The organism is Amylibacter sp. IMCC11727 (genome assembly GCF_029854195.1).
In the GTDB taxonomy this organism is placed as follows: domain Bacteria; phylum Pseudomonadota; class Alphaproteobacteria; order Rhodobacterales; family Rhodobacteraceae; genus Amylibacter.
Map to the genome: position 1 here is coordinate 1,868,272 of NZ_CP122960.1, position 26,262 is coordinate 1,894,533.

Annotated in this window: 23 protein-coding genes; 12 read left to right on the forward strand and 11 right to left on the reverse strand. The window is 53.1% G+C overall.

Translation table 11 applies throughout. From position 1 onward, the window contains the following. The first annotated feature begins 3 nt into the window (after nucleotides 1-3). From QBD29_RS09520 to QBD29_RS09535, 4 genes are all read left to right on the forward strand, one after another. On the forward strand, nucleotides 4-2,364 hold the full coding sequence (locus tag QBD29_RS09520) for a xanthine dehydrogenase family protein molybdopterin-binding subunit (protein ID WP_280097855.1): 2,361 nt from the start codon (nucleotides 4-6) through the stop codon (nucleotides 2,362-2,364). 13 nt (nucleotides 2,365-2,377) lie between these two features. Then, nucleotides 2,378-3,172, forward strand: coding sequence for a xanthine dehydrogenase family protein subunit M (locus tag QBD29_RS09525; RefSeq protein ID WP_280097856.1), 795 nt, complete (start codon nucleotides 2,378-2,380; stop codon nucleotides 3,170-3,172). A 64-nt stretch (nucleotides 3,173-3,236) separates the two neighbouring features. Beyond that, nucleotides 3,237-4,118, forward strand: a complete 882-nt coding sequence (locus QBD29_RS09530) for a LysR family transcriptional regulator (RefSeq protein WP_280097857.1) — start codon at nucleotides 3,237-3,239, stop codon at nucleotides 4,116-4,118. A gap of 138 nt (nucleotides 4,119-4,256) precedes the next feature. Continuing rightward, nucleotides 4,257-4,490: a cold shock domain-containing protein gene (locus QBD29_RS09535; RefSeq protein ID WP_280097858.1), complete on the forward strand. Its 234-nt coding sequence runs from the start codon at nucleotides 4,257-4,259 to the stop codon at nucleotides 4,488-4,490. A gap of 40 nt (nucleotides 4,491-4,530) precedes the next feature. Here the strand turns inward: QBD29_RS09535 and ilvN are convergent, their stop codons facing one another. Together ilvN and QBD29_RS09545 are read right to left on the reverse strand one after the other, a co-directional pair. Continuing rightward, the gene (ilvN, locus tag QBD29_RS09540; protein WP_280097859.1) at nucleotides 4,531-5,082 is read right to left on the reverse strand and encodes an acetolactate synthase small subunit; all 552 of its coding nucleotides are present in this window, start codon (nucleotides 5,080-5,082) and stop codon (nucleotides 4,531-4,533) included. Nucleotides 5,083-5,128: 46 nt separating this feature from the next. After that, nucleotides 5,129-6,883, reverse strand: a complete 1,755-nt coding sequence (locus tag QBD29_RS09545) for an acetolactate synthase 3 large subunit (RefSeq protein WP_280097860.1) — start codon at nucleotides 6,881-6,883, stop codon at nucleotides 5,129-5,131. A 588-nt stretch (nucleotides 6,884-7,471) separates the two neighbouring features. On the opposite strand from QBD29_RS09545, the gene QBD29_RS09550 reads away from it, so the two are divergent. The 3 genes from QBD29_RS09550 (at nucleotide 7,472) to QBD29_RS09560 (ending at nucleotide 12,366) form a co-directional block, all read left to right on the forward strand. Further along, a complete protein-coding gene (locus tag QBD29_RS09550; protein ID WP_280097861.1) occupies nucleotides 7,472-8,563 on the forward strand; it encodes a TRAP transporter substrate-binding protein in 1,092 nt (363 codons plus the stop codon). Nucleotides 8,564-8,704: 141 nt separating this feature from the next. After that, nucleotides 8,705-9,697, forward strand: a complete 993-nt coding sequence (locus QBD29_RS09555; protein ID WP_280097862.1) for a TRAP transporter small permease subunit — start codon at nucleotides 8,705-8,707, stop codon at nucleotides 9,695-9,697. Between the two features lie 17 nt (nucleotides 9,698-9,714). Further along, entirely contained in the window at nucleotides 9,715-12,366 is a 2,652-nt protein-coding gene (locus QBD29_RS09560; RefSeq protein WP_280097863.1) for a TRAP transporter large permease subunit, read from the forward strand. 61 nt (nucleotides 12,367-12,427) lie between these two features. Here QBD29_RS09560 and QBD29_RS09565 read toward each other — a convergent pair whose 3' ends face one another. Together QBD29_RS09565 and QBD29_RS09570 are read right to left on the reverse strand one after the other, a co-directional pair. Beyond that, a complete protein-coding gene (locus QBD29_RS09565) occupies nucleotides 12,428-12,634 on the reverse strand; it encodes a hypothetical protein (protein WP_280097864.1) in 207 nt (68 codons plus the stop codon). 2 nt (nucleotides 12,635-12,636) lie between these two features. Further along, nucleotides 12,637-15,096 (reverse strand): penicillin acylase family protein, encoded by a 2,460-nt coding sequence (locus QBD29_RS09570; protein ID WP_280097865.1) that lies wholly within the window; start codon nucleotides 15,094-15,096, stop codon nucleotides 12,637-12,639. Between the two features lie 115 nt (nucleotides 15,097-15,211). Between QBD29_RS09570 and QBD29_RS09575 the strand changes: the two genes are divergently transcribed. After that, a complete protein-coding gene (locus QBD29_RS09575; RefSeq protein WP_280097866.1) occupies nucleotides 15,212-16,075 on the forward strand; it encodes an NAD(P)-dependent oxidoreductase in 864 nt (287 codons plus the stop codon). Nucleotides 16,076-16,214: 139 nt separating this feature from the next. Beyond that, nucleotides 16,215-17,591 carry a DEAD/DEAH box helicase gene (locus QBD29_RS09580; RefSeq protein ID WP_280097867.1) on the forward strand — a complete coding sequence of 459 codons (1,377 nt, stop codon included), beginning with the start codon at nucleotides 16,215-16,217 and terminating at the stop codon, nucleotides 17,589-17,591. Between the two features lie 9 nt (nucleotides 17,592-17,600). Here the strand turns inward: QBD29_RS09580 and QBD29_RS09585 are convergent, their stop codons facing one another. Then, nucleotides 17,601-18,935: a dienelactone hydrolase gene (locus tag QBD29_RS09585; RefSeq protein WP_280097868.1), complete on the reverse strand. Its 1,335-nt coding sequence runs from the start codon at nucleotides 18,933-18,935 to the stop codon at nucleotides 17,601-17,603. Between the two features lie 150 nt (nucleotides 18,936-19,085). Here QBD29_RS09585 and rpe point away from each other — a divergent pair, with 150 nt between their 5' ends. Both rpe and QBD29_RS09595 read left to right on the forward strand, forming a co-directional pair. Continuing rightward, nucleotides 19,086-19,772, forward strand: coding sequence for a ribulose-phosphate 3-epimerase (gene rpe / locus QBD29_RS09590; RefSeq protein ID WP_280097869.1), 687 nt, complete (start codon nucleotides 19,086-19,088; stop codon nucleotides 19,770-19,772). A 4-nt stretch (nucleotides 19,773-19,776) separates the two neighbouring features. After that, nucleotides 19,777-20,418, forward strand: coding sequence for a DUF3885 domain-containing protein (locus QBD29_RS09595; protein WP_280097870.1), 642 nt, complete (start codon nucleotides 19,777-19,779; stop codon nucleotides 20,416-20,418). Here the strand turns inward: QBD29_RS09595 and QBD29_RS09600 are convergent. Together QBD29_RS09600 and QBD29_RS09605 are read right to left on the reverse strand one after the other, a co-directional pair. Then, the gene (locus tag QBD29_RS09600) at nucleotides 20,415-21,029 is read right to left on the reverse strand and encodes a LysE/ArgO family amino acid transporter (protein WP_280097871.1); all 615 of its coding nucleotides are present in this window, start codon (nucleotides 21,027-21,029) and stop codon (nucleotides 20,415-20,417) included. The two genes, QBD29_RS09595 and QBD29_RS09600, sit on opposite strands and share 4 nt — an antisense overlap. Further along, nucleotides 21,026-21,715, reverse strand: coding sequence for a DUF502 domain-containing protein (locus QBD29_RS09605; protein ID WP_280097872.1), 690 nt, complete (start codon nucleotides 21,713-21,715; stop codon nucleotides 21,026-21,028). The genes QBD29_RS09600 and QBD29_RS09605 overlap by 4 nt, the downstream gene beginning before the upstream one ends. 123 nt (nucleotides 21,716-21,838) lie before the next feature. Here QBD29_RS09605 and QBD29_RS09610 point away from each other — a divergent pair, with 123 nt between their 5' ends. Next, nucleotides 21,839-22,771 (forward strand): mechanosensitive ion channel family protein, encoded by a 933-nt coding sequence (locus QBD29_RS09610; protein WP_280097873.1) that lies wholly within the window; start codon nucleotides 21,839-21,841, stop codon nucleotides 22,769-22,771. Between the two features lie 20 nt (nucleotides 22,772-22,791). On the opposite strand, the gene QBD29_RS09615 is transcribed toward QBD29_RS09610, so the two are convergent. From QBD29_RS09615 to QBD29_RS09630, 4 genes are all read right to left on the reverse strand, one after another. Then, a complete protein-coding gene (locus QBD29_RS09615) occupies nucleotides 22,792-23,271 on the reverse strand; it encodes a hypothetical protein (protein ID WP_280097874.1) in 480 nt (159 codons plus the stop codon). After that, complete coding sequence (locus QBD29_RS09620) at nucleotides 23,268-24,173, reverse strand: pseudouridine-5'-phosphate glycosidase (protein ID WP_280097875.1); 906 nt, start codon at nucleotides 24,171-24,173, stop codon at nucleotides 23,268-23,270. Before QBD29_RS09620 ends, QBD29_RS09615 begins: the two co-directional genes overlap by 4 nt. After that, nucleotides 24,170-25,063, reverse strand: coding sequence for a PfkB family carbohydrate kinase (locus QBD29_RS09625; protein WP_280097876.1), 894 nt, complete (start codon nucleotides 25,061-25,063; stop codon nucleotides 24,170-24,172). Before QBD29_RS09625 ends, QBD29_RS09620 begins: the two co-directional genes overlap by 4 nt. Nucleotides 25,064-25,126: 63 nt before the next feature. Next, entirely contained in the window at nucleotides 25,127-25,945 is an 819-nt protein-coding gene (locus QBD29_RS09630) for a hypothetical protein (RefSeq protein ID WP_280097877.1), read from the reverse strand. Nucleotides 25,946-26,262: the final 317 nt, after the last annotated feature.

The following is a 26,262-nucleotide window of genomic DNA, read 5'->3' on the forward strand; positions in this document are numbered from 1 at the left end:
AATATGACCGAAGGAATTGGCGCCCGCGTCCTGCGCAAAGAGGACAAGCGTTTCGTAACCGGCAAAGGCCGGTACACAGACGATATCGTTGAACCCAACCAAGCCTACGCCGCGTTTGTGCGCTCCCCGCACGCTCATGCAGAGGTGAAAGGCATCGACAAATCTGCAGCACTCGCCATGGAAGGTGTGGTTGATGTGCTGGATGGCAACCAACTGACGGGCGATGAAATCGGCAACATCATCTGTGGCTGGGGTATTACATCCAAAGATGGCACCCCGATGAATATGGGGGCATGGTCCGCCCTTGCCACAACCAAAGTCCGCTATGTGGGCGATGCCGTGGCTGTTGTTATCGCAGACAGCAAAGCACAGGCACAAGCCGCCGCCGAAGCCGTTGATGTGGACTACAATGTCCTTCCAGCGGTTTCCAACGTTTTGGCGGCAACAGCAGAAGGCGCTCCGCAAATCCACGAAAATGCGCCCGGCAACCTGATCTTTGATTGGGAAATCGGCCTAAAGGATGAAACCGACGCTGCCCTTGCAGGCGCAGCTCATACCACAACGATGGACATCACCAACAACCGTCTGTCGCCAAACCCTATGGAACCCCGTTCCGCTATTGCGACCTATAACGAGGCTGAGGATCACTACACCCTCTATACCACTTCGCAAAACCCGCATGTGGCACGCCTTGTTCTGTCCGCGTTTTACAACGTGGCACCCGAACACAAATTGCGCGTGATTGCCCCTGATGTGGGCGGCGGCTTTGGCGCCAAGATTTACATTTATCCAGAGGAAATCACCTGCTTGTGGGCATCTATGCGCACTGAACGCTCGGTGAAATGGACATCCACGCGCTCCGAAGCGTTCTTAACAGACGCTCATGGCCGCGATCACGTGTCCACGGCCACGATAGGGTTTGATGAAAACAACAACATCGTTGGTCTCAAGGTGAACACAAAGGCGAACCTTGGCGGCTATATGTCGTTGTTCTCCTCTGCTGTGCCCACCTACCTGTACGCCACTTTGCTGTCAGGTCAGTACAACATCGCCAATGTCTATTGTGATGTGCAAACCTACTACACCAACACCGTGCCAGTAGACGCTTATCGCGGGGCAGGGCGACCAGAAGCCTGCTATCTGATTGAACGCATGATGGAAACGGCGGCCCGCGAGTTGGGCGTCGACGCAGGCGAGTTGCGTCGCCAGAACTTTGTCCAAGAATTCCCGCACCAAACGCCAGTGATCATGGCCTATGACAGCGGCGATTTCGCGGGCAACCTGGACCAAGCCAAAGCCGCCGCTGATGTGGCAGGCTTTGAAGACCGCAAAGCCGAAGCCGCGCGGCGCGGCAAACTGCGCGGTCTTGGTTACTCCAACTACATCGAAGCTTGTGGCATCGCCCCATCCGCAGCCGTTGGCTCCTTAGGGGCAGGCGTTGGCCTGTGGGAAAGCGCCGAAGTCCGCGTGAACCCCGTTGGCACAATCGAAATCCTTACGGGATCGCACAGCCACGGGCAGGGCCACGAAACCACATTCGCCCAACTGGTGTCAGACCGCTTTGATCTGCCAACCGACAACGTCCAAATCGTCCACGGCGATACGGATAAAGTGCAGTTTGGCATGGGCACCTACGGGTCGCGCTCTGGCGCGGTGGGCATGTCCGCCATTTCCAAGGCGCTCGACAAAGTGGAAGCCAAGGTCAAGAAAATCGCGGCCCACGTTCTCGAAGCCTCCGAAGATGACATTGTTATCGAAGGCGGCGAAGTCAAAGTGGCTGGCACGGACAAAGCCATGGGCTGGCACGAGGTGGGCCTATCCGCCTACACCGCGCACAACCTGCCCGAAGGCATGGAACCGGGATTGAAGGAAGGGGCGTTCTACGACCCGACCAACTTTACCTTCCCTGCGGGCTGTTACATCTGCGAAGTGGAAGTGGACCCAGCAACGGGCACCACGGAAATTGTGCAATTCACGGCCTCTGATGACTTTGGCACAATCATCAACCCGATGATCGTAGAAGGTCAAGTTCACGGCGGCATTGCCCAAGGTGTGGGCCAAGCCCTACTTGAACACGCAGTCTATGATGACGACGGCCAACTGCTATCAGGGTCTTACATGGATTACACCATGCCCCGTGCGGACGATCTGCCATCTTACAGCGTGCATCATCACAGCACCGAATGCCCAGGCAACCCGCTTGGCATGAAAGGTTGCGGCGAAGCAGGGGCCATCGGCTCCCCACCTGCGGTGATCAACGCGATCACAGATGCCATTGGAAACAATAACCTCGCAATGCCCGCGACCCCATCCGCCGTATGGGCCGCCCTGCAAGAGGTCTCTGCCGCGCAAGCCGCAGAATAAGGAGGAAAACACAATGTACGATACAAACTATCACCGTGCCGACACAGTTCTCAGCGCCACCTCAAAATTGGTGAGCGCCGAGGACGGCAAATACCTCGCAGGGGGGCAAACCCTGATCCCAACGATGAAACAACGTCTGGCAGCGCCTTCTGATCTGGTCGACGTATCAGGTGTTGAAGAAATGCGCGGGATCGCAGTGCGCGGCAACACCATTACCATCGGGGCATCCTGTACCCACGCCGAAGTCGCCAGTTCTGCGGAAGTAACAGGTCTAATCCCCGCCCTCGCGGCCCTTGCTGGCGGTATCGGCGATCCAGCAGTGCGCGCAAGGGGCACCATTGGTGGCTCCATCGCCAACAACGATCCCGCAGCGGATTATCCTGCGGCGTGCCTTGGCCTTGGTGCAACGATCATCACGGACAAGCGCGAAATCGCGGCGGATGATTTCTTTGTGGGGATGTTTGAAACGGCCCTTGATGAAAATGAAATCATCACGTCGGTGAATTTCCCCGCACCAACCAAAGCAGCCTATGCCAAGTTCCCCAACCCAGCCTCCCGTTACGCAATGGTTGGCGTCATGGCAGCCCAAGCCGCGGATGGCGTGCGCGTGGCCGTCACGGGCGCTGGGTCTGATGGTGTTTTCCGCCATGCAGATATGGAAGCAGCGCTCGGTTCCGACTGGTCCGCTGCCGCAGCTGAAGGCGTAGCAACAGATCCAGGCAACATGATGGCCGACATCCACGGCTCCTCTGAATACCGCGCGCATCTTGTGGGCGTGATGGCCGGGCGTGCCGTTGACAACAGCTAACAACTGCTAAAACAATCCAAAGGCCTCTGCACACCCGCAGGGGCCTTTTTCACGAGGTACGTCCATGGACATCGTCCATATGAAAACCCTGATTGCTGTTATCGAAGAAAGCGGCTTCACCGCTGCTGCCGCGCGGCTTGGCATTGCCAAATCCGTTTGCTCACGTCGTATCACAGATCTGGAAACCGACCTTGGCGTGCAACTGGTCAACCGCACCACGCGATCCGTCGTGCCAACTGAACTGGGCCGTGAATATTATGAAAGCTGCCTTGATATCCTTGCCCGCATTGATGCTGCAACCGAGGCTGCAAAAGGTGCCAATTCTGCCATATCAGGCCGCCTGCGGCTCGCAGTCCCCAGCAGCTACACCGATGCCGTGCTGGCCGCGCAATTCGACCGGTTTGCACAAGACAATCAGGATGTAGAACTGGTCCTGCACCTTTCAGACAAACGCGTTGATCTGATTTCCGAAGGGTTCGACGCCGCCATCCGCATTGGTGTGCTTGACGACAGCGGCTTGTTCGCCCGCAAACTTGGAACCACTAAAATTCGAATGTATGCAGCACCGTCCTATCTGGCCCGTCACGGCGAACCCGACAGCTTTGATGCGTTAAACGATCACGAATGTATTCGGTACAATAACCTGACATCCGGGTCAGAATGGGTGGCGCTGCACAATGATGCCGAAGTGCGCAAACGCATCACGGGGCGGTTTTCGTCCAACTCAGGCACGTACAACCGCAACATGGCGATTGCGGGCCGTGGAATTGCGGTTCTTCCCGATTTTATCGCCTGTGATGCGGTGGAAAATGGCACGCTTGTTGAAATCCTCAAAGACTACGCCTTTCCGCTTTTGGACATTAATATTCTCTACCCGCAAAAGCGGAACATGCCTGCCTCACTTCGCGCATTGATTACACATCTGACCGAAACCGAAGCACAATAATCCACTTAGCATGCTGAAATTAAATACAAATTTTTGACGTTAAAAGTGTGTTGGTTTCAAACTTTCTCTGCGTTAAACTTTACGGGCGTAAAGTGAGCAAAGCAATTTTGACTTTTGGTATTTTGGGGACCAACAAAATTGGGACAAGCAATCAAAAAAGGCCATGTCCTTTGGTATGATCCGTCGCGGGGATACGGTTTTATTCGCGATAACACGGATCAAACAATCTTCATCACACAAGGATCGCTCGACGCTATTGGCATGGAAGAATTGCCCGAAGGCGCAGAAATTGAATTTAATGTGATAAAGGGCAGGGCCTCTGACAAAGTGAACTCTATCGTTCATGTAGATCAGATGGGGCCAATTCAGTAGATACGCCTCTTTGATGTAAGAGGCGTATCAAAAACGGGGGTTACGTGCCGCGCATGATCGCGGCCACACCTGTGCGTGCGATTTCAACCATACCCAAAGGCCGCATCATTTCCGCGAACGCATCAATCTTTTCAGGTGCGCCAGTGATTTCAAACACGAAACTCTCCAAAGTGCTGTCTACAACCCGCGCACGGAACACTTCGGATGTGCGCAGGGCTTCGACCCGCTTGTCACCCACACCCGCCACTTTAATCAACGCCAACTCACGCTCAACGCTTGGCCCTTCAACGGTCAGGTCATGCACGTCGTGAACGGGCACCAAACGACCCAACTGCGCTTTGATCTGTTCAATCACTGCAGGCGTGCCCGTTGTCACAACCGTAATGCGCGACCGATGACCCTCGTGGTCAATCTCGGCCACCGTCAGGCTTTCGATGTTGTACCCACGGCCTGAAAACAGACCGATGACACGGGCCAAAACCCCCGCTTCGTTGTCCACAATCACTGCGAGCGTGTGTGTTTCGATCTCATCGCCGTAAACGCTTTGTAGGTTATACGCGCTGCGCCGCGATGTGCCTTTTTTAACTTTCATAGTACTTTTCCTATTCTGATCTTTTGGTTGGGGGCAGGGCGGTGGTTTACACCATCACCGCGCCGCCAGCCTCAATCGCGCCCTCTGTCGAAGCATCGCCAAGCAGCATTTCGTTGTGTGCCTTACCCGATGGGATCATTGGGAAACAGTTTTCGTGCTTTTCAACCAAGCAATCAAACACAACAGGACCATCGTGATTGATCATTTCCATGATCGCATCATCCAGATCCGCTGGATCAGACACTTGAATGCCTTTCGCGCCAAAGGCTTCGGCCAACTTCACGAAATCAGGCAGCGCTTCGGACCAGCTTGATGAATACCGCTCACCGTGCAGCAATTCTTGCCATTGGCGCACCATGCCCAGCCGTTCGTTGTTCAGGATGAACTGTTTCACGGGCAAACGATACTGCATTGCTGTGCCAAGTTCCTGCATGTTCATCAACCAGCTGGCTTCGCCCGCCACGTTAATTACCAGGCTGTTAGGATGGGCCATTTGCACGCCAACAGACGCAGGGAAACCGTACCCCATCGTGCCCAAACCACCTGATGTCATCCAACGGTTCGGATCGTTAAAGCCCATGAACTGTGCCGCCCACATTTGGTGCTGGCCCACTTCGGTGGTCACATACCGATCATGATCCTTGGTCAAGGCTTCCAACCGTTCGAGCGCATACTGCGGCTTGATAATTGAGCCTTTCTGCTCGTACTTCAGGCAGTCTACGGCACGCCAGTCATTCAACTGCCCCCACCAGTTCTGAACCGCATCCGCGTCTGTCTTGCGACCACGGGATTTCCACACTTTCAACAAGTCCTCCAACACATGGCCACAGTCCCCAATGATCGGGATATCCACATGAATCACTTTGTTGATGGAAGACGGGTCAATATCGATGTGCGCTTTCTTGGAATTTGGGCTGAACGCGTCAACCAAACCCGTGATACGGTCGTCAAACCGCGCACCAATGTTGATCATCAAATCACAGCCGTGCATGGCCATGTTTGCTTCATAGGTGCCGTGCATCCCCAACATACCAAGCCACTGATCGCTTTTGGCAGGATACGCCCCAAGCCCCATCAACGTCGATGTCACTGGAAACTTCGTCGCATCCGCAAATTCGCGCAACAACGTGGATGCGGCTGGGCCAGAGTTGATTACACCACCGCCAGAATAAATGATCGGCTTTTTCGCCTTTTCAATCAATTCAACCAGTTCTGTGATCTTTTCCATGTCCCCTTTCACGCGCGGCGCATAATGGCCTTTGTCCGCCTTCGCAGGGCCAACGTAAGTGCCGTTCGCAAACTGCACGTCCTTTGGAATGTCGATCAACACAGGGCCAGGGCGACCAGATGTGGCCACATGAAACGCTTGGTGCATGGTTTGCGCCAATTCGTTGGTGTCACGTACCAGCCAGTTATGTTTCGTACACGGGCGCGTAATGCCAACGGTGTCGGCCTCTTGGAACGCATCATTGCCGATCATGAATGTCGGAACCTGTCCTGTCAGAACAATCATCGGAATGCTGTCCATCAACGCGTCAGTCATGCCTGTCACTGCATTTGTTGCACCAGGACCAGACGTGACCAAAACAACGCCCGGTTTGCCCGTGGACCGTGCATACCCTTCAGCGGCGTGCGTTGCCCCTTGTTCGTGGCGCACCAATACGTGGCGAATATCGTTTTGCTGGAAGATTTCATCATAAATCGGCAGAACAGCCCCGCCTGGATATCCAAAGACGACGTCGACGCCCTGATCCTTCAAGGCTTTAACAACGATTTGCGCTCCAGTTATTTGACGTGTCATTTTCTTGCTCCAGCTTCACATCATCGGTTTCGAATTCGGTACAGGCATAAAAAAACCCCCAATCAGGGGGCTGCGCATGGGGATAGAAACGAGTGTTATCGCTTCCGCGCCATGCGCTTGGTCACTACGACTAGAATGTCTGCTTGTTCCGTATTCATGCGCGTAAACTATGGCTGCCACGAAAGGCGGTCAAGGTCTTTCGCCAAGAAAATGTCGCGAAATGCTGCCTTTTTGAAACAATCTTCCAAATTTAGGGAATTTCGCAAAAGCCCTGCTGCGGGTTTTTGTAATTTTGTGAATCAGTTTAACGATAACACCAGCCCATCCCTATTGCGTCGGTGTGCAATTGTATACCGAACGGAGTCGGGTCAGCGTAATTTTCAGATAGCGCCTCGTAAGAATTCGTTACATTCTTTCAAAATACGGAAAAAATTGGAAATTCTGTAATAACTTCGCCGTCAAGTCTCGAAAATCAGTTGCATTATTCCTTGGCCCCATTGCATGCTCCACACAGCATTCGGCGGGTGGCCTTGGGAACCACCATATCTGCTTGCCCGAATTGCGTTTAACATGGAGGAGAATACATACATGGAACGTCGTAAGTTTCTAAAAGGCGCAGCACTTGGTGCAGGCGCTGCGGCTCTGGCAACACCAGCGGTGTCTGCGAGCCACGCCAAAGAAATGACAATCGTATCTACTTGGCCACGGGACTTCCCGGGTTTGGGTATTTCAGCACAGCGTCTGGCTGCGCGCATCGAAGAGCTGTCTAACGGTGCAATCAAAGTAAACTACTTCGCTGCTGGCGAGCGCGTTGGTGCGTTTGACTCATTTGACGAAGTTGCTTCTGGTAACTCCCAAGCGTACATCGCTGCGGACTATTACTGGGTTGGTAAGCACCCAGCATTCGCCTATTTCACATCCGTGCCATTTGGCATGACAACAGTGGAGTGGAACGCGTGGATCAAGTTCGGTGGCGGTCAAGCGCTCTGGGACGAAGTATCTGGCGAATTCGGCCTGAAAGCACTCGCATGTGGTGCCACAGGTACGCAGGCTGGTGGCTGGTTCAACAAAGAGATCGAATCCCCAGAAGACCTTAAAGGTCTGAAAATGCGTATTCCGGGTCTTGGCGGTAACGTGATGTCCAAACTGGGCGTTTCAACTGTTTCATTGCCAGGTGGTCAGATTTACGAAAACCTCGTTTCTGGTGCTATCGACGCGACAGAATGGGTTGGTCCTTACAACGACTACTTCATGAAGTTCTACGAAGCTGCCAAATACTACTACACTGGCGGCATGCACGAGCCAGGTGGTGGTCTTGCGTTCGGTATGAACAAATCATGGTACGAAGGTCTGTCAGACTGGGAAAAAGCTGTCATCGAAGCTGCATGTAACGAAGAGCACGCGGCACAATTCGAAGAAACAGTCGCTCTGAACGGCGAATACCTCACAAAACTCGTAGACGAGCAGGGCGTACAAGTTCGTGCATTCAACGACGATGTTTGGGACGCAATGGGCGAAGCAGCAGCGGAAGTGTTTGAAGAAACACGTGCGCACTCTGATCTCGCAACGAAAGTTGACGATGATTTCCAAGCCAAACTCCGCGAGTACGGCAGCGCGATGGCTGCGTTTGAGGTTACTTACGTGAACCAGCGCAACCGCGTTCTGGGCATCACAGAGTAATCAACTCAACGAACTGATCTTTTGCGGGGCTTTCGGGCCCCGCAATTCCAAAACACTGCGATTGTAACTGCACCATCGCAGGGGCTGTTTGGAGACAGCTACAACAGGTTTTGCGGATCTTCGGGTCCAACGGGGAATATCATGGCATCTGATGCGTCTTCTGTAATCGTTCAGAAATACGGCAGCCCAGCACCACTTATCCGCCTGATTGGTTGGACAATGTTGGCCGTGCTGGCCGCTTTTCTTATCAACAATGTTCTAAATGTGGGCTTCGAATTCCCCCACGTTACAGCTTTGTTTGATGGCAACATGGGTGCGCTGGTTCCCGCTCTGATTTATGTGATCGCCATTGCATTGGCCTTTCTCTACGTCCTCACCTCAAGTTCAGTTGCCTTGCGCTGGGACGCACACATCATACACAAATTCAACGTCTACCTGATCCGTGCCTGCTTCTGGTCGGTATTTCTTGTGGGCATTGCAGACACCGCTATTGCGTTTTTGCGCGTTGAAAACCTTTGGGAGGTCTTTGTCTCCTCGGAAATGGCCTCAAACTTCAAAAGCGCTCGCTTTGTCGGGGGCACAATTCACATTCCGCTGATTGTCGCAGGCTTTGTCATCGCGATCTTTACGCGCACTTTGGGCTTTACGTGGCTTGCGCTTTTAATCGTCGCCGCCGAACTCGCAATTGTAATCACACGGTTTGTTTTCTCTTATGAACAAGCCTTCATGGGCGATTTGGTACGCTACTGGTACGCCGCGCTGTTCCTCTTTGCCTCGGCTTACACATTGTTCGAAGAAGGCCACGTTCGCGTTGATGTCCTTTACGCGGGGTTCAAAGACAAAACACGCGGTATGATCAACGCGGTGGGTTCGCTTGCCTTAGGGGCGACAACCTGCTGGGTCATTCTGGGGCTGGGCCTGAACGGCAAACAGTCAATGATCAACTCCCCTGTAATGAACTTCGAAGTAACGCAATCTGGCAGCAATGGCCTGTATATCAAATACCAAATGGCGGCGTTCTTGGGCATTTTTGCGATCACAATGCTGATCCAATTTACCAGCTACTTCCTAGAAGCCGTTGCAAACTACCGCAACGAACCCGGCCAGCGCACAGTTGCGCCACCAGCTCACTAAGCTAAGGACCTCGTCACATGGAACTCTTCTTTCTCGCCGTTCTGGTCCTGACCATGGCTTTTGCCCTGGGTTCTGGCTATCCCGTTGCTTTCGCGCTGCCAGGGGCTGCGATCATCTCAATCGGCTTAGCCGCAGGTACAGGCTATCTCTTTGGCGGTGGCACAGACGCTTACTTCCATACGGGAGGGCCACAACAATGGCTCTCCGCAGGGACAATTAACCTACGCGGCACCTTTTGGGAGGTCGAGAGGGATACGCTCATTGCCATTCCGCTCTTTATCTTTATGGGCATCATGCTCCAACGTTCCAAAATCGCCGAAGATTTGCTGCTCACCATGGCGTCTTTGTTCGGGCCAATCCCTGGCGGTTTGGGTATCTCCGTTGTTTTTGTGGGCGCATTGCTCGCTGCGACAACGGGTATCTTGGGGGCGACTGTTGTGGCCATGGGCCTCATCTCTTTACCTGCCATGTTGCGAAACGGCTACTCGCCATCCCTCGCGTCTGGCACAATCGCAGCATCTGGAACGCTCGGTCAGATCATCCCACCGTCCATCGTTCTGATTATTCTCGCGGACCAATTGGCCTCCGCCACAGACCAAGCGTCCTCTGCACGCAAAGCCCTCCACAAAGAAAGCACTGGCGAACTCTCAATGCCGTCCATCTTTGATGTGGCCTCCACATCTGCTGGCGAAATGTTCCTTGGCGCTTTTGTTCCGGGCCTCGTTCTGGTTGGCCTCTACATGCTTTACATACTTGTGTACGCATTGATCAAACCAAGCGCCGCACCTGCCGTTAAATACGAAGGCCAGATGAACCTGCAATTCTGGGGCAACGTTGTTATGACACTCGTGCCACCTTTGGCGCTGATCTTCCTCGTGCTGGGTTCCATCATCGGCGGTATTGCAACGGTGAACCAAGCGGGCGCAATTGGTGCGGCAGGGGCCATGATCATGGCCGGCTATCGCCTGTGCGAAGGCAAGAAATCCACCTATCTTCCCGCCATATTGGCCATCGTTTCATTGCTGGTGATCACATTTGCGCTGCGCAATTACGAAATGAACGTCAAAGCCATGTCGACCCCTGAAGACGCCACTGGCATCATGATTGGCGCGTTTGGAACCATCGGTCTTTTGATTGCGTTGATTTGGTCAGGCATCCGCGTCTTGCGCATCGACAATACGCTGCAAGGTGTGATGCTCGAAACCGCGAAAACCACGTCACTGGTGTTTATCATCCTGTTAGGGGCCGCAATGCTCACCGCAGCCTTCCGCGCCTTTGGAGGTGAAGAGCTGGTGCGTGAATTCCTACTGTCCTTACCTGGCGGGTTCTGGACCCAGTTTATTATCGTTATGGCGGTTATTTTCTTCCTCGGGTTCTTCCTCGACTTCATCGAAATTGCGGTGGTTGTCGTGCCGATTGTGGCACCAATCCTGCTTGCAGACCCAGGCGCAAATATCACGGCTGTTTGGCTGGGTGTGATGATTGGTTTGAACATTCAAACCTCGTTCCTCACGCCGCCATTCGGCTTTGCACTGTTCTACCTGCGCGGGGTCGCACCTGCGGCGGTGAAAACAATCGCCATGTACAAAGGTGTCATTGCGTTCATCGCACTGCAACTTTTTGCACTTGGCATCGTCGGTCTGTACCCACCTCTGGTGAATTACTTGCCAAACCGCGTCAGCTTCCTGTCGGATCAGGCGCCACCGCCGCGCAATCCAAAGCTGCAATTCTGCATGGAAGACTACGTGTCTGGTCAATTGGCAGCGGATGACGGCAAAACGCTTGCCGCGATCAAAACCGCTCAAGGCCTGAATTTCGATGTCCTGCCGAAGAAGATGTCAAAAAGCGTGTCCAAAGCCGTCGACAGTGCAGAAGAAGCCATCGCCAAACTGAATGAGGCTTTCGTTGCTGCCGACGCAGTAGAGGCAGCCTCTGGCGCGTATCGCCCTCAATTGCGCTTGGTGCGCGGCATCGAAAAGAACATTCGCCGTGAACAAAAGCACCTGACGGAAATGAACACCACTCTTGGCCGCCTCCCGGCAGACAGCCCCGATCGCGAAGACCTGATGGCTGACATCGCCAAGGCAGAGGCGCATATCGCTGAACTGCAAGGTCAAATCCCTGACACATGGGATGGGGTGCATGAAACCTTCGCCAAACTGACCAAAGCGGAGAACGATGCGCGCAACAAATACCGCCGCAACGCAGATACATCCTACGAAGATGTTGCCGAAGCCTTGGCTGCCATGAACGACACCACCGCATACCTTGGCTTTGAAGAAGAGCTTTTGGCACTGCGGGCCACTGTTGAAGCGGGTGATCCAAAAGAAACCGAAGCTTTGGTCAACGATCTGTCCAAACGCATCGGCAAACTCGGTGCAACGGACGATGTGAAAAAAGCACTCGGTAAGGCTCGCCGCAAATTGAAAGCGAAAACCCCCGATGTTGAGGCCGCGCTTTCAGAATATGACAAAGCCATCGCCTCCTTTGAAAATGGCAAAGTCTGGCGTGCAGAAGCAGAAACCGCGCTGCGCCCAGGGTTGGAAACATACCTGTCTACCATCGAAGGCACTTTGGGGCTGCGGATGCAATCTGGTCTCACACGGGAACAGGCGCTGTTCATGGCCAGCTGTTCTGCACATCACCGCGATATTTCCCTGAACTTCTAAAGCGCAGGGCAAATACACCAACACAAAAAGCGCGGCCAATTTGGTCGCGCTTTTTACGTTTTCAAGACGTCCAATAAACCGTCTGAATTGGCGTACGCTCTAAAATGTTCAATTCTCGCCAAGTCGCGCGGCATATTTCACCGTTGTCCTCCGTGAAATACACCGCATCTTGATCCGAAAGTGTTTCATCTGGAAACGTCACATCTGCCAAGAACACTATCTCAAGCGCTTTGCCCCGAATGTCTTGAAGAGGGCGCCACACAGACATGCCTACTCCGCAGGTGTCAGCTGACTGATCCCCACCGCGCCCCCACGGGCCAGATCAGGATCGAGCGACATGATGATATATTCTCCGCGCCGCCACAGCTGTGCCAGATCATCGTAATGCCGCGACAGGAAATGCCCCGATTGCCCCGTGGAAATGATGTAAACGGAACTGTCTGGATCGGCGAAATCAATGACCGAACGGAACCCCGCTGCATGCACGTTGGCATAAGGCGCTTCACCCGTTCCACTGGTACGTGCGCGCATCAACGTATGATCCCCGCCTGATGTCTCTTGGCGAATATTTGTCACCCAAGCCATTAGGGGCACTTTGCCCAAAACCTCATGATCGTGATGCGCCTGATGCGCTTCGCCCCAGCGCCAACTGTCAATCCGATCTCCGTATAGTTCCGTCAATTCCAATATGGCGGCATCTAGCGAAATGCGGGCCAAATCAGAACAGCTTTCAGGTCGCGTGGATTGTTTAATGTCACACCATGAGGCTGCCCCCTCAATGTTGCGGAACACCCGTTCAATAAACACAGGGTCAGGGCGTGGAAAATGTGTTGCCAACGTTGCCAGATCATCGCGGATCAAACGGTTTTGCAATTGACGCATCCATGCCGCATAAATCAGGGGCTCTGGAATATGTTCATCCATCTGCCCATTCCACGCCGCCAACAGTTCGAGCGCAATTTCCCGCTGTCGCTCCACCGTACCCTCTGGGGCCGCTTCCCCCGTGAACCACAGCTCTTTGGCCACCAAAGGCAACAACGCCGTTGCCCCAACAGATCCCGTATCAAGCTGCGCCTCGATGAAACTGTCCCGTGTATGCACTTCGCGCTCGTTCATCAAAGAGGATAGCCGCAAATATCGATAGGTATCTCCCCACGAATGGCTCACATGCCGTGGAAACGGCGCATCCGTGATCTTGTTGTTGGTGTTGGCCACAATCCCACTTGCAGGGTCTTTAGAAGACGGATTGTCATCAAATGGCAAATACCCGTCCCAGCGGTTTTCTGGCAACCACCCTTGTGAAGGAAACCGCCCCAACGATGTGTGGCGCGGATCGCGTTTCGCCTGCTTGCCGATCATCTGCATCATCACACCGTTCTTATCGGCAAGGGTCACATTCTGGCTCGGCGCTTTGTAAAATGCCATGGCCGCACGGGCCGCAGGGATAGATTTTGCCCGCATCATATTAAGCGCAGCCGTCATCGACTGGTCATTGGCGTCCAGCGCCGTCCAACGGATCGACGTCACATGCCCCTTGGGGGTAATGGATTGTAGATCGTAATGATCACCCGGAATCACGGGTCCGTTTTCTGTCCAACGCATGGTGATCGTGCGCGGCGCTTGGTCTTTGATGCGGATCAAAACATCTTGTGTTTTGAACGGTTTGTACCCATCAGGTGTCAGGTACTCTTCTGGATTGTCAGGATTTAACTGCTCCACGTAAACATCCAGATCATCCAAATAGCTGGATGTTAACCCCCAGCCGAGCGCCTCTGATCGGCCAGACATCACCGCTGGAATTCCTGGAATAGTGCCGCCAATAATACCCCCATCCGGAAAATCCATACGGGCCAGCATCCAGATAGACGGCGCAGACAGCCCCAAATGCGGATCATTGGCCAAAATCGGCGCACCCGTTGCACTGCGGCTGCTGGCAGCGGCCCAAGCATTACTCGCCCCAGCCATATCGAACGGCTTTACCGGATCAAGACGGTGTTGTGGTGCCATTGCCGCAAAATCGCGTGGTAAGTCATCAAACAAGGCAGCCAATTCAGGCAACGCCATTGCCCCTTTGCTCGGCGCGTCTGGCAAAATATCTCGTACCCGCTCTGGCCCGACAGTCAACGTTACTTGCGCACGTACAACTTCGGATCGCAAATGCCCGGACAATTGCAACGCCATAACCCGTAAAATCGACAAACTGTCTGTTGGGGTCCATGGTTCCAATTCAGGCGAAAACAGGAAAAACTCAGGCGCACCGCGCCCCAGCGCATCCTTTTGCACCACATTCAACCACGCATTCACACCCGCAGAATACGCCTGCAACGCGGCTTTCACTTCTTCGGTTTGAAACTCGTAAGATGCGCGTGACAGGGCCACCAAATCCAACCGCCGCACAAAATCGTCAATCTGATAGGTTTCCTCTCCAAACAACTCGCTCAGCCGCCCTTGGGCGGTGCGCCGCAGCATCGTCATTTGCCACAACCGATCCTGCGCATGCGAAAAGCCAAGACCGAAATATACATCCTTGGCGTCATCTGCAAAAATATGCGGCACATTATTGGTGTCGCGCACAATTTCCACTGGGCCGTTCAGACCATCCACCACATGATCGCGGTTATAATCAGGCAGCGATTGCGTAGCGAAATAATACACCAGCATCAGCGCCAGCAAAGCCAATACACCAAGAGCCAAAAAACTGCGAAACAACCAGCGAAAAGCAAACGCCATGCACACCTCAAACGTCAAATGGGGTTCTGAACCTTGACCCCTTTACCCCAACAGTCCAAACACAGAACAACAGATGAAACCGCGCGGATGTGGCGGATATACAGGAGTTGGAACTATGGCGAAACTAGCATTTTTGGGAATGGGTGTCATGGGTTACCCAATGGCAGGTCATTTGGCCGCAAAAGGTCACGATGTCACCGTTTACAATCGTACTTTCGCCAAAGCTGAAAGCTGGAGCACCGAACACGGTGGCACGGCTGCAAAAACGCCCCGCGAAGCAGCGCAAGGCGCTGATATCGTTTTCGCCTGCGTCGGAAATGACGATGATTTGCGTTCGGTTGTGCTTGGCGATGATGGCGCACTGGCGGGTATGGCCGAGGGCACAATTTTTGTGGATCACACAACCACATCCGCAACCGTTGCCATTGAACTGGCCGATGTGGCTGCGTCCCAAAAAATTGGCTTTATCGACGCGCCTGTCTCTGGCGGCCAAGCGGGTGCTGAAAACGGCCAACTCACTGTGATGTGTGGGGGCGATCAAACCACCTATGACCGCGTTGAATCCACGATCAACTGTTTCGCCAAATCCTGCCGTCTGATGGGCGATCAAGGGGCAGGGCAGCTGACCAAAATGGTCAATCAAATCTGCATCGCAGGTCTGGTCCAAGGCCTGTCCGAAGGGATGCACTTCGCCCAAAAAGCGGGCCTCGACGGCGAAGCTGTATTGGACGTGATCTCCAAAGGCGCGGCAGGCAGTTGGCAAATGGAAAACCGCGGCTCCACAATGCTCAAAGACGAATTTGAATTTGGTTTTGCGGTGGATTGGATGCGCAAAGACCTGGGCATTGTGCTCGATGAAGCCAATAACAACGGCGCATCTGTGCCTGTCACGGCGCTTGTGGATCAGTTCTATGGCGATGTTCAAAAAATGGGTGGCGGGCGCTGGGACACTTCCAGCCTGATGCGCCGTTTGAAATAAATGTCATTGCTGCGTCGCAGCAAGATGTTGACTTTCAAAGGGTTATCTCTATGTAAGGCGGTGAACGGGCCCATATGCCCTCAACCGCGCTGAGCTTTCTTGATTGTATTGCCCTTGCGCACACATGAAAGAGAACCACGTGACGTTCACCGAACTCGGCCTTTCAGCGCCGATCCTTAAGACGTTGTCCAACAACGATTATTCCACCCCGACACCGATTCAAGCACAGGCCATTCCCGCCGTATTAGAAGGCCGCGATATCGTCGGCCTCGCCCAAACAGGCACGGGTAAAACGGCAGCCTTTTCCCTGCCGATCCTGCACCGTCTGTCCGCTAACATCCCAAGCGGTCCGCGCAAAATCCGTGCGCTGATCCTTGCTCCCACACGCGAACTTGCCACACAAATCAACGATGCCATTTGGACCTATTCCAAGGGGCTGGGTCTGCGATCCGCTTTCGTGATTGGCGGTGTGCCTATCAAAAAGCAAAAGAAACAGCTGGCTGACGGCGTTGATATCCTAGTGGCCACACCGGGCCGCCTCGAAGATTTGATTGCTCAAAAGGCGTGTAGCCTCAAAAGCATTGAAACCGTGGTCCTCGATGAAGCCGATCAAATGCTCGACATCGGGTTCATGCCTGCGATCCGTCGTTTGCTGTCCCAAATGCCAAAGAAACGCCAAACACTGCTGTTCTCGGCCACAATGCCAAAAGAAATCTCATCACTGGCAAACGATTATCTCACGGATCCTGTCCACACGTCCGTGAACGTTGTCTCCAAAACCGCAGATCGCATTGATCAAACCGTGATCCACATGGAAAACGGCGCAAAACCCACCGCGATTTTCAAACTGGTGCAACAGCATCCAGGCAAACGGGTCATCGTGTTCTGCCGCACCAAACGCGGCTCTGACAAAGTGGCGAAAAAACTCGGCGCTGAGGGCATCGGCGCAGATGCGATCCACGGCAACAAATCCCAAGGCCAGCGTCAACGCGCCCTTGATGCGTTCCGCAAAGGGGACAAACCCGTGCTGATCGCCACGGACATCGCCGCGCGTGGCATCGATATTCGCGAAGTCGAAGTCGTCGTAAACTACGATCTGCCCAATGTGCCAGAAGCTTATGTTCACCGCATCGGCCGTACCGCGCGGGCAGGGGCATCAGGTTTCGCCGTGGCCTTCTGCTCCCCCGAAGAACAGAAACTGCTGCGTGACATTGAAAAAGTCATCAAGATGAAAATCCCTGCCAAAATGGCAGATGGTTCCCCTGTGCCAAACGTGCATCGCCCGATTGAACGAACCAAACCGAAAAACAACCGCCGTGGCGGTCGGGGCGGCGCAGTTACAGGCAAAGGTGAAAAACCCGAAGGCAATCCAAACAAAAAGCCATGGCACAAACGGCGCACGTCAAAACTGGATGCAAACGGCAATATTGTTGCGATTGATCCAAACGCCAAAGGCCCAAAAGGCAAACGACCCAGACGGCGCAAACCATCTGGGCCGAAAGTGGCGGCGTCCTAGGTCAGAACCCTAGTCAGCCGCAGGGAGAACTTCAAACCGCAGGCCTTTGGCCGTGCGGTTATGAAAACCCTTCCAATGGGTGTGTTCGTCTTTGAACGTGCCATCTTCATTCACCGCCCAAACGCTGTCATTGGCGTTTGGGGTCAGGTCCAGATACGCTTCCATTTCCGCATCACCGCCCAGATATTTTCCGAGCCACGCCGTGACGAAATGCTGTGCGATATTGTTCATCTTCACCGTATCCCAAACAGGATCGGCATAATGATCATAGGGGGATAGGCCCCCATCTGCTACTTGCAATGCCTCAGCAGGGGCAGGCATCGGGGCCGCCGCATTGTGATTGGCATTGTCAAATGTCAGTAGGCTGCGATCCACATTCACTGCACCCTCCCAAATGCTGCGAATACCGGGATTATACCCTGAAACATCATCCACAGACCCTGCCACGAACAACATGGGGATTTGCACACTAGCAAGGCCCGCCGCATCCCAAACCCCATAGGTCAACCCCCAAGGCGCAAAGGCAACAGCCGTTTTGATCCGTGGATCGGGCAGGGCGTTGTGCGTGTCTGTGCCCGCCACATGAATGTTCAGCGTACCGTGGGGCGCAAATGGCGCTGCCGCAGCACCAGCTGTGACACCGCCACCCGCCGTAATCACCGCGCCGTAGCCTCCCATGGAATAGCCAATCAGCGCCGTATTATCCGCATCCACCATCCGGCTCAGGAACCCATCTCCCGCAGACATGGCAGCCATCTGATCAAGCAGGAACAATTGATCCAGCGATCTGTTCACAAGAGTAGACCCGAAAGCAGCCTGATCCGCATAGGTGCTGTCTTTGTGATCAAGCGAGGCAACAACATACCCCTTGGACGCGATATTTTCGGCCAAATGGCTCAACAAATATCGGTTCCCTGGATACCCATGACTGATCATCACCAGCGGAAATTTCCCCGCATTAGGGGCCGCATCGCGCATGGCCTGCCCTTGCAATTGCACTTGCGTCTTTCCATCGCGCAAGTTCGCCGTCAAAACCGTATTGCCCGTCGCATCCGCCGCCGCTGGATACCAAACCTCTACCGTCAATTCGCGATCATACGTCGGCATCGGATCAGGTTTTGGCGCCGCTGGATCAATGGCCAGAATGTCGATCTGATCTGGATTGGTGATCGTCATCGTGCGAACACCAACTTTATGCGCGCCATAGGCGGCCAATTCCGGCGCATCAGGGCGCTGCGTATCAATGCGGTTCACGGCGCTACTCCCATGTCCATCTGCTAAAACGGGACTTGCCATAACACTCATACCAAGGGCCAGAGACGTTAATGCCTTGCGTACAGTCATGTGAATTCCTCCCAAAATTTCATGAATTGCATCAACCCTAGGGGGCAGCCCGCGCAGAGGTCCACCAATTGTTCAAAAAACCCTACGTCGCGGCCTTTTCGCGGGCCGCGTTTTCACCTATCAGAAACACGAGCTACAAAGGACACTGCCATGCCTCTCGAATTTGATCCCGCCCGTAATCTGAAAATCGCTCCCTCTATTCTGTCCGCCGATTTTGCCCGCTTGGGCGAAGAAGTCCGCGCGATCGAGGCCGAAGGCTGCGATTGGGTGCATATCGACGTGATGGATGGCCATTTTGTCCCCAACATCACCATCGGCCCAGATGTGGTCGCCGCCCTGCGTCCGCACTGCAAAACCGTGATGGATTGCCACCTGATGATTTCCCCCGCGGACCCGTATCTAGAGGCCTTTGCCAAAGCAGGGGCCGATATCATCACCATCCACGCCGAAGCAGGCCCGCATCTGGATCGTTCACTGCAATACATCCGCTCCTTGGGCTGCAAGGCAGGGGTAGCGCTGAACCCATCTACACCCGAAAGCGTGATCGAATACTGCCTCGATAAAATCGACCTGATCCTGATCATGACCGTGAACCCCGGCTTTGGCGGGCAAAAGTTCCTGCACAACCAACTCCCGAAAATGGAACGCGTGCGTAAAATGATCGGCGACCGTCCCATCTGGCTCGAAATCGACGGCGGCGTAACCCCCGACACCGCGCCCCTCGCATGGGCCGCTGGCGTGGATGCGATGGTTGCAGGCTCGGCCGTTTTCAAAGGTGGCACGCCCATGCACTATGGCGAGAATATGAAGGCCATTCGGAAGGCGTGTGAGGGGTAGGCATTTGGTTCAAGAAATTCAGCAAAAATCAGGCTGGCAAGATCGGCTAGAACAAACATTTGGCAGGCATGACTTCCCCAACGGTATGTTCTATGAATTTGACTTTGGACTGCGGTTTGAATTGGGTGGAGAAATTAGCTTTGCTAATCCCATCCGACGTTTTCTGCAGGCGCATTCTAGAGCAAATGAAATTGCTCAGTTTGTTTTTAAGCCTTCAAAAGAATTGTATGCCGTTACCGTCTGTTGGGGCAACAAAGAGGGTACATCCTCAGACCTAAGCCGTTTGGGTGGAATATTCCCAAAATTTAACAAAAATAACTATGACTTTGCTATTGATGAAAGCTCCGAAGAAGTTGGCGAGGACGTCGATTATTGGTTTTTAAATCAAATTACAGAACCGGAGCAGATTACGGAGCTATTGTGGCTTGATATTGCTTCAGAGATGATGATTATGCCCGCAGCAGATGGTCATTCCACATTTTTGGTAGATTTCGATAATGCTGTTGCCGTTAATGCGTATGATGATCGCGGTATGGACGTTATTGCTATGAATAAACAAAAACTGGCAGGAGCGTATAAAAAGTTCAATGATTGGTTATTGGACTATGATCGAAAAGAAATGGACACGATGTTTCTAAGCGATTAATGCGCCCCTAAACTCAACACCAACCCAACTGCAATCATCCACATCACGCAGCCTATGATCACATCCAGCACCCGCCACGTGAACGGCGTTTGCATGATCGGCGCCAATATCCGTGCACCGTACCCAAGACCAAAGAAAAACACAAAAGACGCCAGCACCGCCGCAGCGCCAAAGGCGATCTTTTCATCCCCTTGATATTGCGTGCTGACCGCTCCGATCAGGGCCAATGTGTCCAGATACACATGCGGGTTCAGCCAGGTAAACGCGAACACAACCCCAAGGGCCGCACGCAATCCCATGCTCTCGCCCGACAGCTCCATCGCGTATTCACCGCCCCAGGCTGCCCAAAATCGTAGGCCACCATAAACAAACAAAAACGCAGCACCAGCGAGCGACATAATCAAGGGCAGGGACGGGATGCGTTCCACCACCACGCCAAATCCCGCAACACCCGCGGTGATCAAAATCGCATCAGATACCGCGCAAAACAAGGCTAGCGGAAACACATGGCTGCGCAACAACCCTTGGCGCAGGATAAACGCATTTTGCGCGCCAATCGCCAAAATCAGGGAAAACCCCGTGAAAAACCCAGTCGTCGCTGCGCCGATCATTTTTGATTAATGACCCGTGGTTTGGCTTTACCCGCTGCAATTTCTTCTTTGGTTGGGGGCATCACCAACCCCGCAGAAATCACCAGCTTGGCCGCCGCTTCCACATCCATATCCAAAATCACCACATCCTGTTTGGGCACAAACAGCAAAAAGCCCGATGTGGGGTTCGGTGTTGTTGGCAAAAACACCGACATCATTTCCTCTTCGCCTGATTTTGCCAGAACTTCGCCCTTGGTCGCAGTCGAAACAAAAGCAATCGCCCAAATCCCACGGCGCGGATATTCCACCATGCAGGCTTTTTCAAAGCTGGTGTTGGACTGGTTCAAAACCGTTTCAACAATCTGCTTCACACCGTTGTAAATCGTGCGCACAATCGGCATCCGATCCACAAGACTTTCGATGTATTTCAACAGTTGTTTGCCGAAAATACCCTTGGTCAACGACCCCACAACGGTCGTGAACACCAAGAACACAATCACACCATATCCACGCCACCCAGACGATGGTTTGTACCCTTCAGGCACCAGCGGCAGCACAGAACTGTCCACAAATCCGATAAACGCCCAGATCATCCAAATCGTCAGCGCCACGGGCAACACGATTACGAGCCCAGTTAAAAAATTGCCGCGTAGACGTGAAATCAAACCGGCCTGTTTGCGTTTAGTACGAATAGGTTTCTTAGACACGACACATTTCCACTGCGAAGATTAGGGTTCTCACCTAAGCGATTGGACAAAATCATGCAACGCCATTGCGCATGATCACCGAAGCACTTAACGTTTTTTGTAAGTTACATATAAGGAATTTCGATGGAAGAAGTAGATGCAAATCCAGGATTAATTTTCGATAAGATCGACGCCTGGCTTGATGGTTTGTTTAAACTCTTACCGAACCTTTTGGTTGCGATCATCGTATTTGCAATATTCTGGTTTGCCGCCTCTTTGATCAGTAAACTGGTCCAACGAATGGCCCGCAATCAGGACCGCCCCAGCTTGGCAGAGGTGGGCGGCTCTTTGATCCGATGGGCCATCGTCATCGTTGGTTTTATGTTGGCCGTCACGATTGTCGCGCCAACCATTACCCCCGGCGATTTGATTGCGGGTCTCGGTGTCAGCTCCGTCGCAATCGGATTTGCGTTCAAAGACATCTTACAAAACATGTTGGCAGGTATTCTAATTTTGCTGCGACAACCGTTTGAAGTGGGCGATCAAATTGTATCAGGCGGCCATGAAGGCACGGTTGAAAAAATCGAAACACGCGCGACATTGATCAAAACCTATGATGGCCGACGTGTGGTTATCCCCAACACCTCAATCTATACCGACAGCGTTGTGGTCAACACCGCCTTTGAAACCCGCCGTTCGCAATATGATATCGGAATTGGTTGCAACGATGATTGGAAACGCGCCCGCGAACTCATGTTAGAAGCCTGCAAAAGCGTAGAAGGCGTCATATCTGATCCAGAGCCTGAAACCATACCCGTAGACCTTGGAGATTCAGCAAATATCGTGCGATTGCGGTGGTGGACGAAATCTGACCGTGCCAGCCAAATACACACTTTTGGTGCCGTGTTGCAGGCTGTGTATATGCGCTTGGATGACGAAGGCATTGATATGCCATACCCAACACAAGTGCATCTGTTTCACGACCAAACTGAAGAAACAGATGGGGATCGTTCAAAACAACGCGAAGGTTGGCCTGCTGGGAAGGGCGACGTGCCCAAACCGCGAAACAAAACCTGATTTTTGTGGGATGGTCCGATTTATGCAGGCACGAAACCTGCCAATTTCGGATCATCCGCCCAGTCTTTCATTGCCGCCTCAAACGCCGCGTCCATCTCGCAGCCTTCCAAAAATACGGCCACGTCGTCCCCTTTAAGCCCACGCATAACGTCGGAGGTTTGGGCCCAAAACTCAGCAACTTTTAGACCAACGCCATTTTGCGCCCAAAAAGGATCCAGCACGCCTGACAATTCATAAAGCGCATCTTCACGCGAATGGGCGTAATCCTCATCCCACTCCAGATCGAGCGCAATGCAATCCTGCAAATACTCAAAACACGCTGCTGGATCGCCTGCCTTGGGTTTGAAATCCACCATGACAGCGCGCAAATGCGCTTCGGCCATCACGGCATATCCCAACCCGCGCGTGTTGATATCCTTATCCGCCAGCGCTTTGCGCACCAAATGTGCCTTCACTTTGCCTTGCTCAATGCCAGCTTCGATTTGGCGCAACAGTGTCATGCCAGTGAAACGGCAATCTCTGACGCCAGTTTGGCGTTGTTGCGCACAAGCGCAATGTTCGCGGTCAGCGATTTACCTTCTGTCAACTCGACAATACGGCCCAACAGGAACGGCGTCACACCTTTGGCGGCAATCCCCTGCGCTTCGGCCTCGCTTACCGCTTGCGCGATAATCGGTTCCAGATACGCGCGTGACAGCTCTGCCTCAGTAGGGATTGGGTTGGCCACCAATTGCCCGCCTTTCAAACCCAACGTGGCCCGCATTTGATGCGCCGCTGCAATCGCTGCGGCCGTGTCGCTGCGCAAAGGGATCGCAATATCAGACTCGCGCGACCAAAACGCTGGCAGAACATCTGTTTGATACCCAATCACAGGCACGCCGTTGGTTTCCAACACCTCCATCGTCATGGGCAGGTCCAAAATGGCCTTGGCCCCCGCACAGACCACTGTCACAGGGGTTTGGGCCAGTTCCAGCAAATCAGCACTGATGTCAAACGTGTCTTCTGCACCTTTATGCACCCCGCCAATGCCACCTGTTGCAAAGACAGAAATCCCTGCGAGCGCAGCACAAATCATCGTGGCAGCAACTGTTGTCGCGCCCGTGCGGCCGTGCGCCACTGCAAAGGCCAAATCCGCACGGCTCAGCTTCATCACGTCTTTCGCCTGTGCAAGCCATTCCAAGCGTTCCGCCGACAAACCGATGTGAATTTCGTGATCAATAATGGCAATCGTCGCAGGCACCGCGCCGTTGTCACGAACCACATCTTCAACACCGCGCGCGGTTTCAAGGTTGGCAGGGTAGGGCATGCCATGCGTAATAATCGTGCTTTCCAACGCCACAACGGGTTTGCCCGCATCAAGCGCGGCGCGCACTTCATCTGAATAAGTAAGGGGCAATGTCATAGCGATGTCTCCGTCGAAATATAGGTGGCTGTGTGGGTCAGCGCAAAATCCAGAGCCTCAGCTCCAGTCAACCCGCGCATATCCGCTGCGATGTGGCTTGCCATAAACACATCACCGGCCCCCGTCACGCGCAAAACTGTCACAGCAGGGGGCAGGGCCGATTGCACACCGCGATCATCCGCAATCGCGGTCATATTTGGCCCATCCGTTACGGCTGCGCGAAACACACCCGCATCAACCATTGCGGCTGCGGCCTCTGGCGCGGTGGCCAATTTCGTGCCCAACAGAATATTCGCTTCAATCAGGTTCACGTAAAACGTGGCTTTCGAATGCTTGAAAAACGGCTTCAACCGCTCTGCCTTACCGGGTGAAGCAGGGGCAAGCCGCACATCCGCCATTGAAAACTCCGCAGCCCCGCTCATGTAATCCAGCGTGGCTTGTGGCAAATTACCTTCACAGACGATCATCCCATCATACGGCGCATCCACCGTGCCCACACGTCCATCACGCATTGGCGCAATCACCGCATCGGCCTCGGCCTCTAACGAATGCGCATCTGCAATCGCTGCAATCAGGCCATTACTGCCTTCAATCGCCATATACTGATCTGTTGGATGGCTGTCAGAAATATGCACCAATGCCGTTTCCATGCCCCGCTGCGTGGCCTCTTGCAACAAATCCCGCCCCGCAGGATCCGCACCGAGGGAGGTGAGCAAAGACACAGGCACATCATGCATCCGAAGCGCCATGGCGATGTTCATCATAACGCCACCAGGAATTCGAATAATCCGCCCAGGCACATCATGCCCCGCCTTCATATGGCGATCAGAGCGGCCAACAATGTCCCACAAAACGGAACCGATACAATGGATTGGGGCAGGGGAGGTCATAGGGCGTAATTGACCCGAAAGCTTCCAAAATGCAAGGGGATGACTGATGCTTTCCCGACAACCTTATTGCTCAGGTGCGCCTAAACCACCGCTATTGTAGTCGGCTCCCGGTATCTTTTTTGTGCTGTAATCTTGCAGTAATACGAAAAAGCGAAACTCGTCGCCTTGTGTATTTCGTTGGATCACACCAGCTTGCTCAAGCTGCAACAAAATAGAATGCGCTCGCGTTTTGGGAATATGGTATTGATTGAACAAGGCTCGCTCAACATCTTTCAACGTTGCAGTTCCTCCATTGTCCGCAATCAATTTAAAAACAACTTTTTGCGTTTCTTCCATTCTTCGTGCCTTTTTGTGCAGGTTCGAAAAGTAGGCAACAGTGTTTGTATAGTCTTCATGCGTTTCGCTCACAGCGACAGCATAATGGTCCACTTTGGGGGAAATAATTGCCCCTGATGTGATCAAGTCCAAAAGCACGCGTTTTAGTTCCGTATCAGAAAGAAATTTTCGCTCAATTTGCGGCGTCATACTCGCTGATGCAGCCGTAATATAGTCTTTTTGAATGTTTTCAAAACCCATACTTGTGTCTCCGCGTTTCGCAGATTTAATCAGCATGTCGTAAACAACCGTTCGTTGCCATTCAAACACCAATGTCTTGTTTCGGGCAGCTCTATCGTTCAACACCATAAAAACAAAGGTGGCGAGAGCACACATGGCAATGATCGTATTTGCTACAGGCCCCCATTGCATCACGCCCCTACGATTTACCGTGGCATCGCCCGACGTTCGTAACAATGACCCGTCAGAACTTGCTATAACATCGGGATTTGATGCCGCTGAAACAGCTGCTGTTTCTTGGTCGAGTGTTTTTGTTTTATCGGCCATTTTTTGTCCCCAATAAATTAGCTTTTCTAGTTAAAATTCTAAAAAATCCGTCGCCTCTACTTTTATTAGAAAAGCCAAGCAACACGTCAAGAAATACTTCGCCTAAAAAATGAAGATGATGAAAGAAAATCCTCGTTAAACCCGAAACTTAGACCTCAACACTGAGCGAAGTTATAAGACTCTCAAATCAAACCGTTCCGCAAAAGCCAAAACCCATAAATCCTTCCAAACGCACATCATGCGCCGCCTTCATAACGCGATCAGAGCTGCCAACGATGTACCAAAGGACGGAACCGATACAATAAATGTATGGAGGT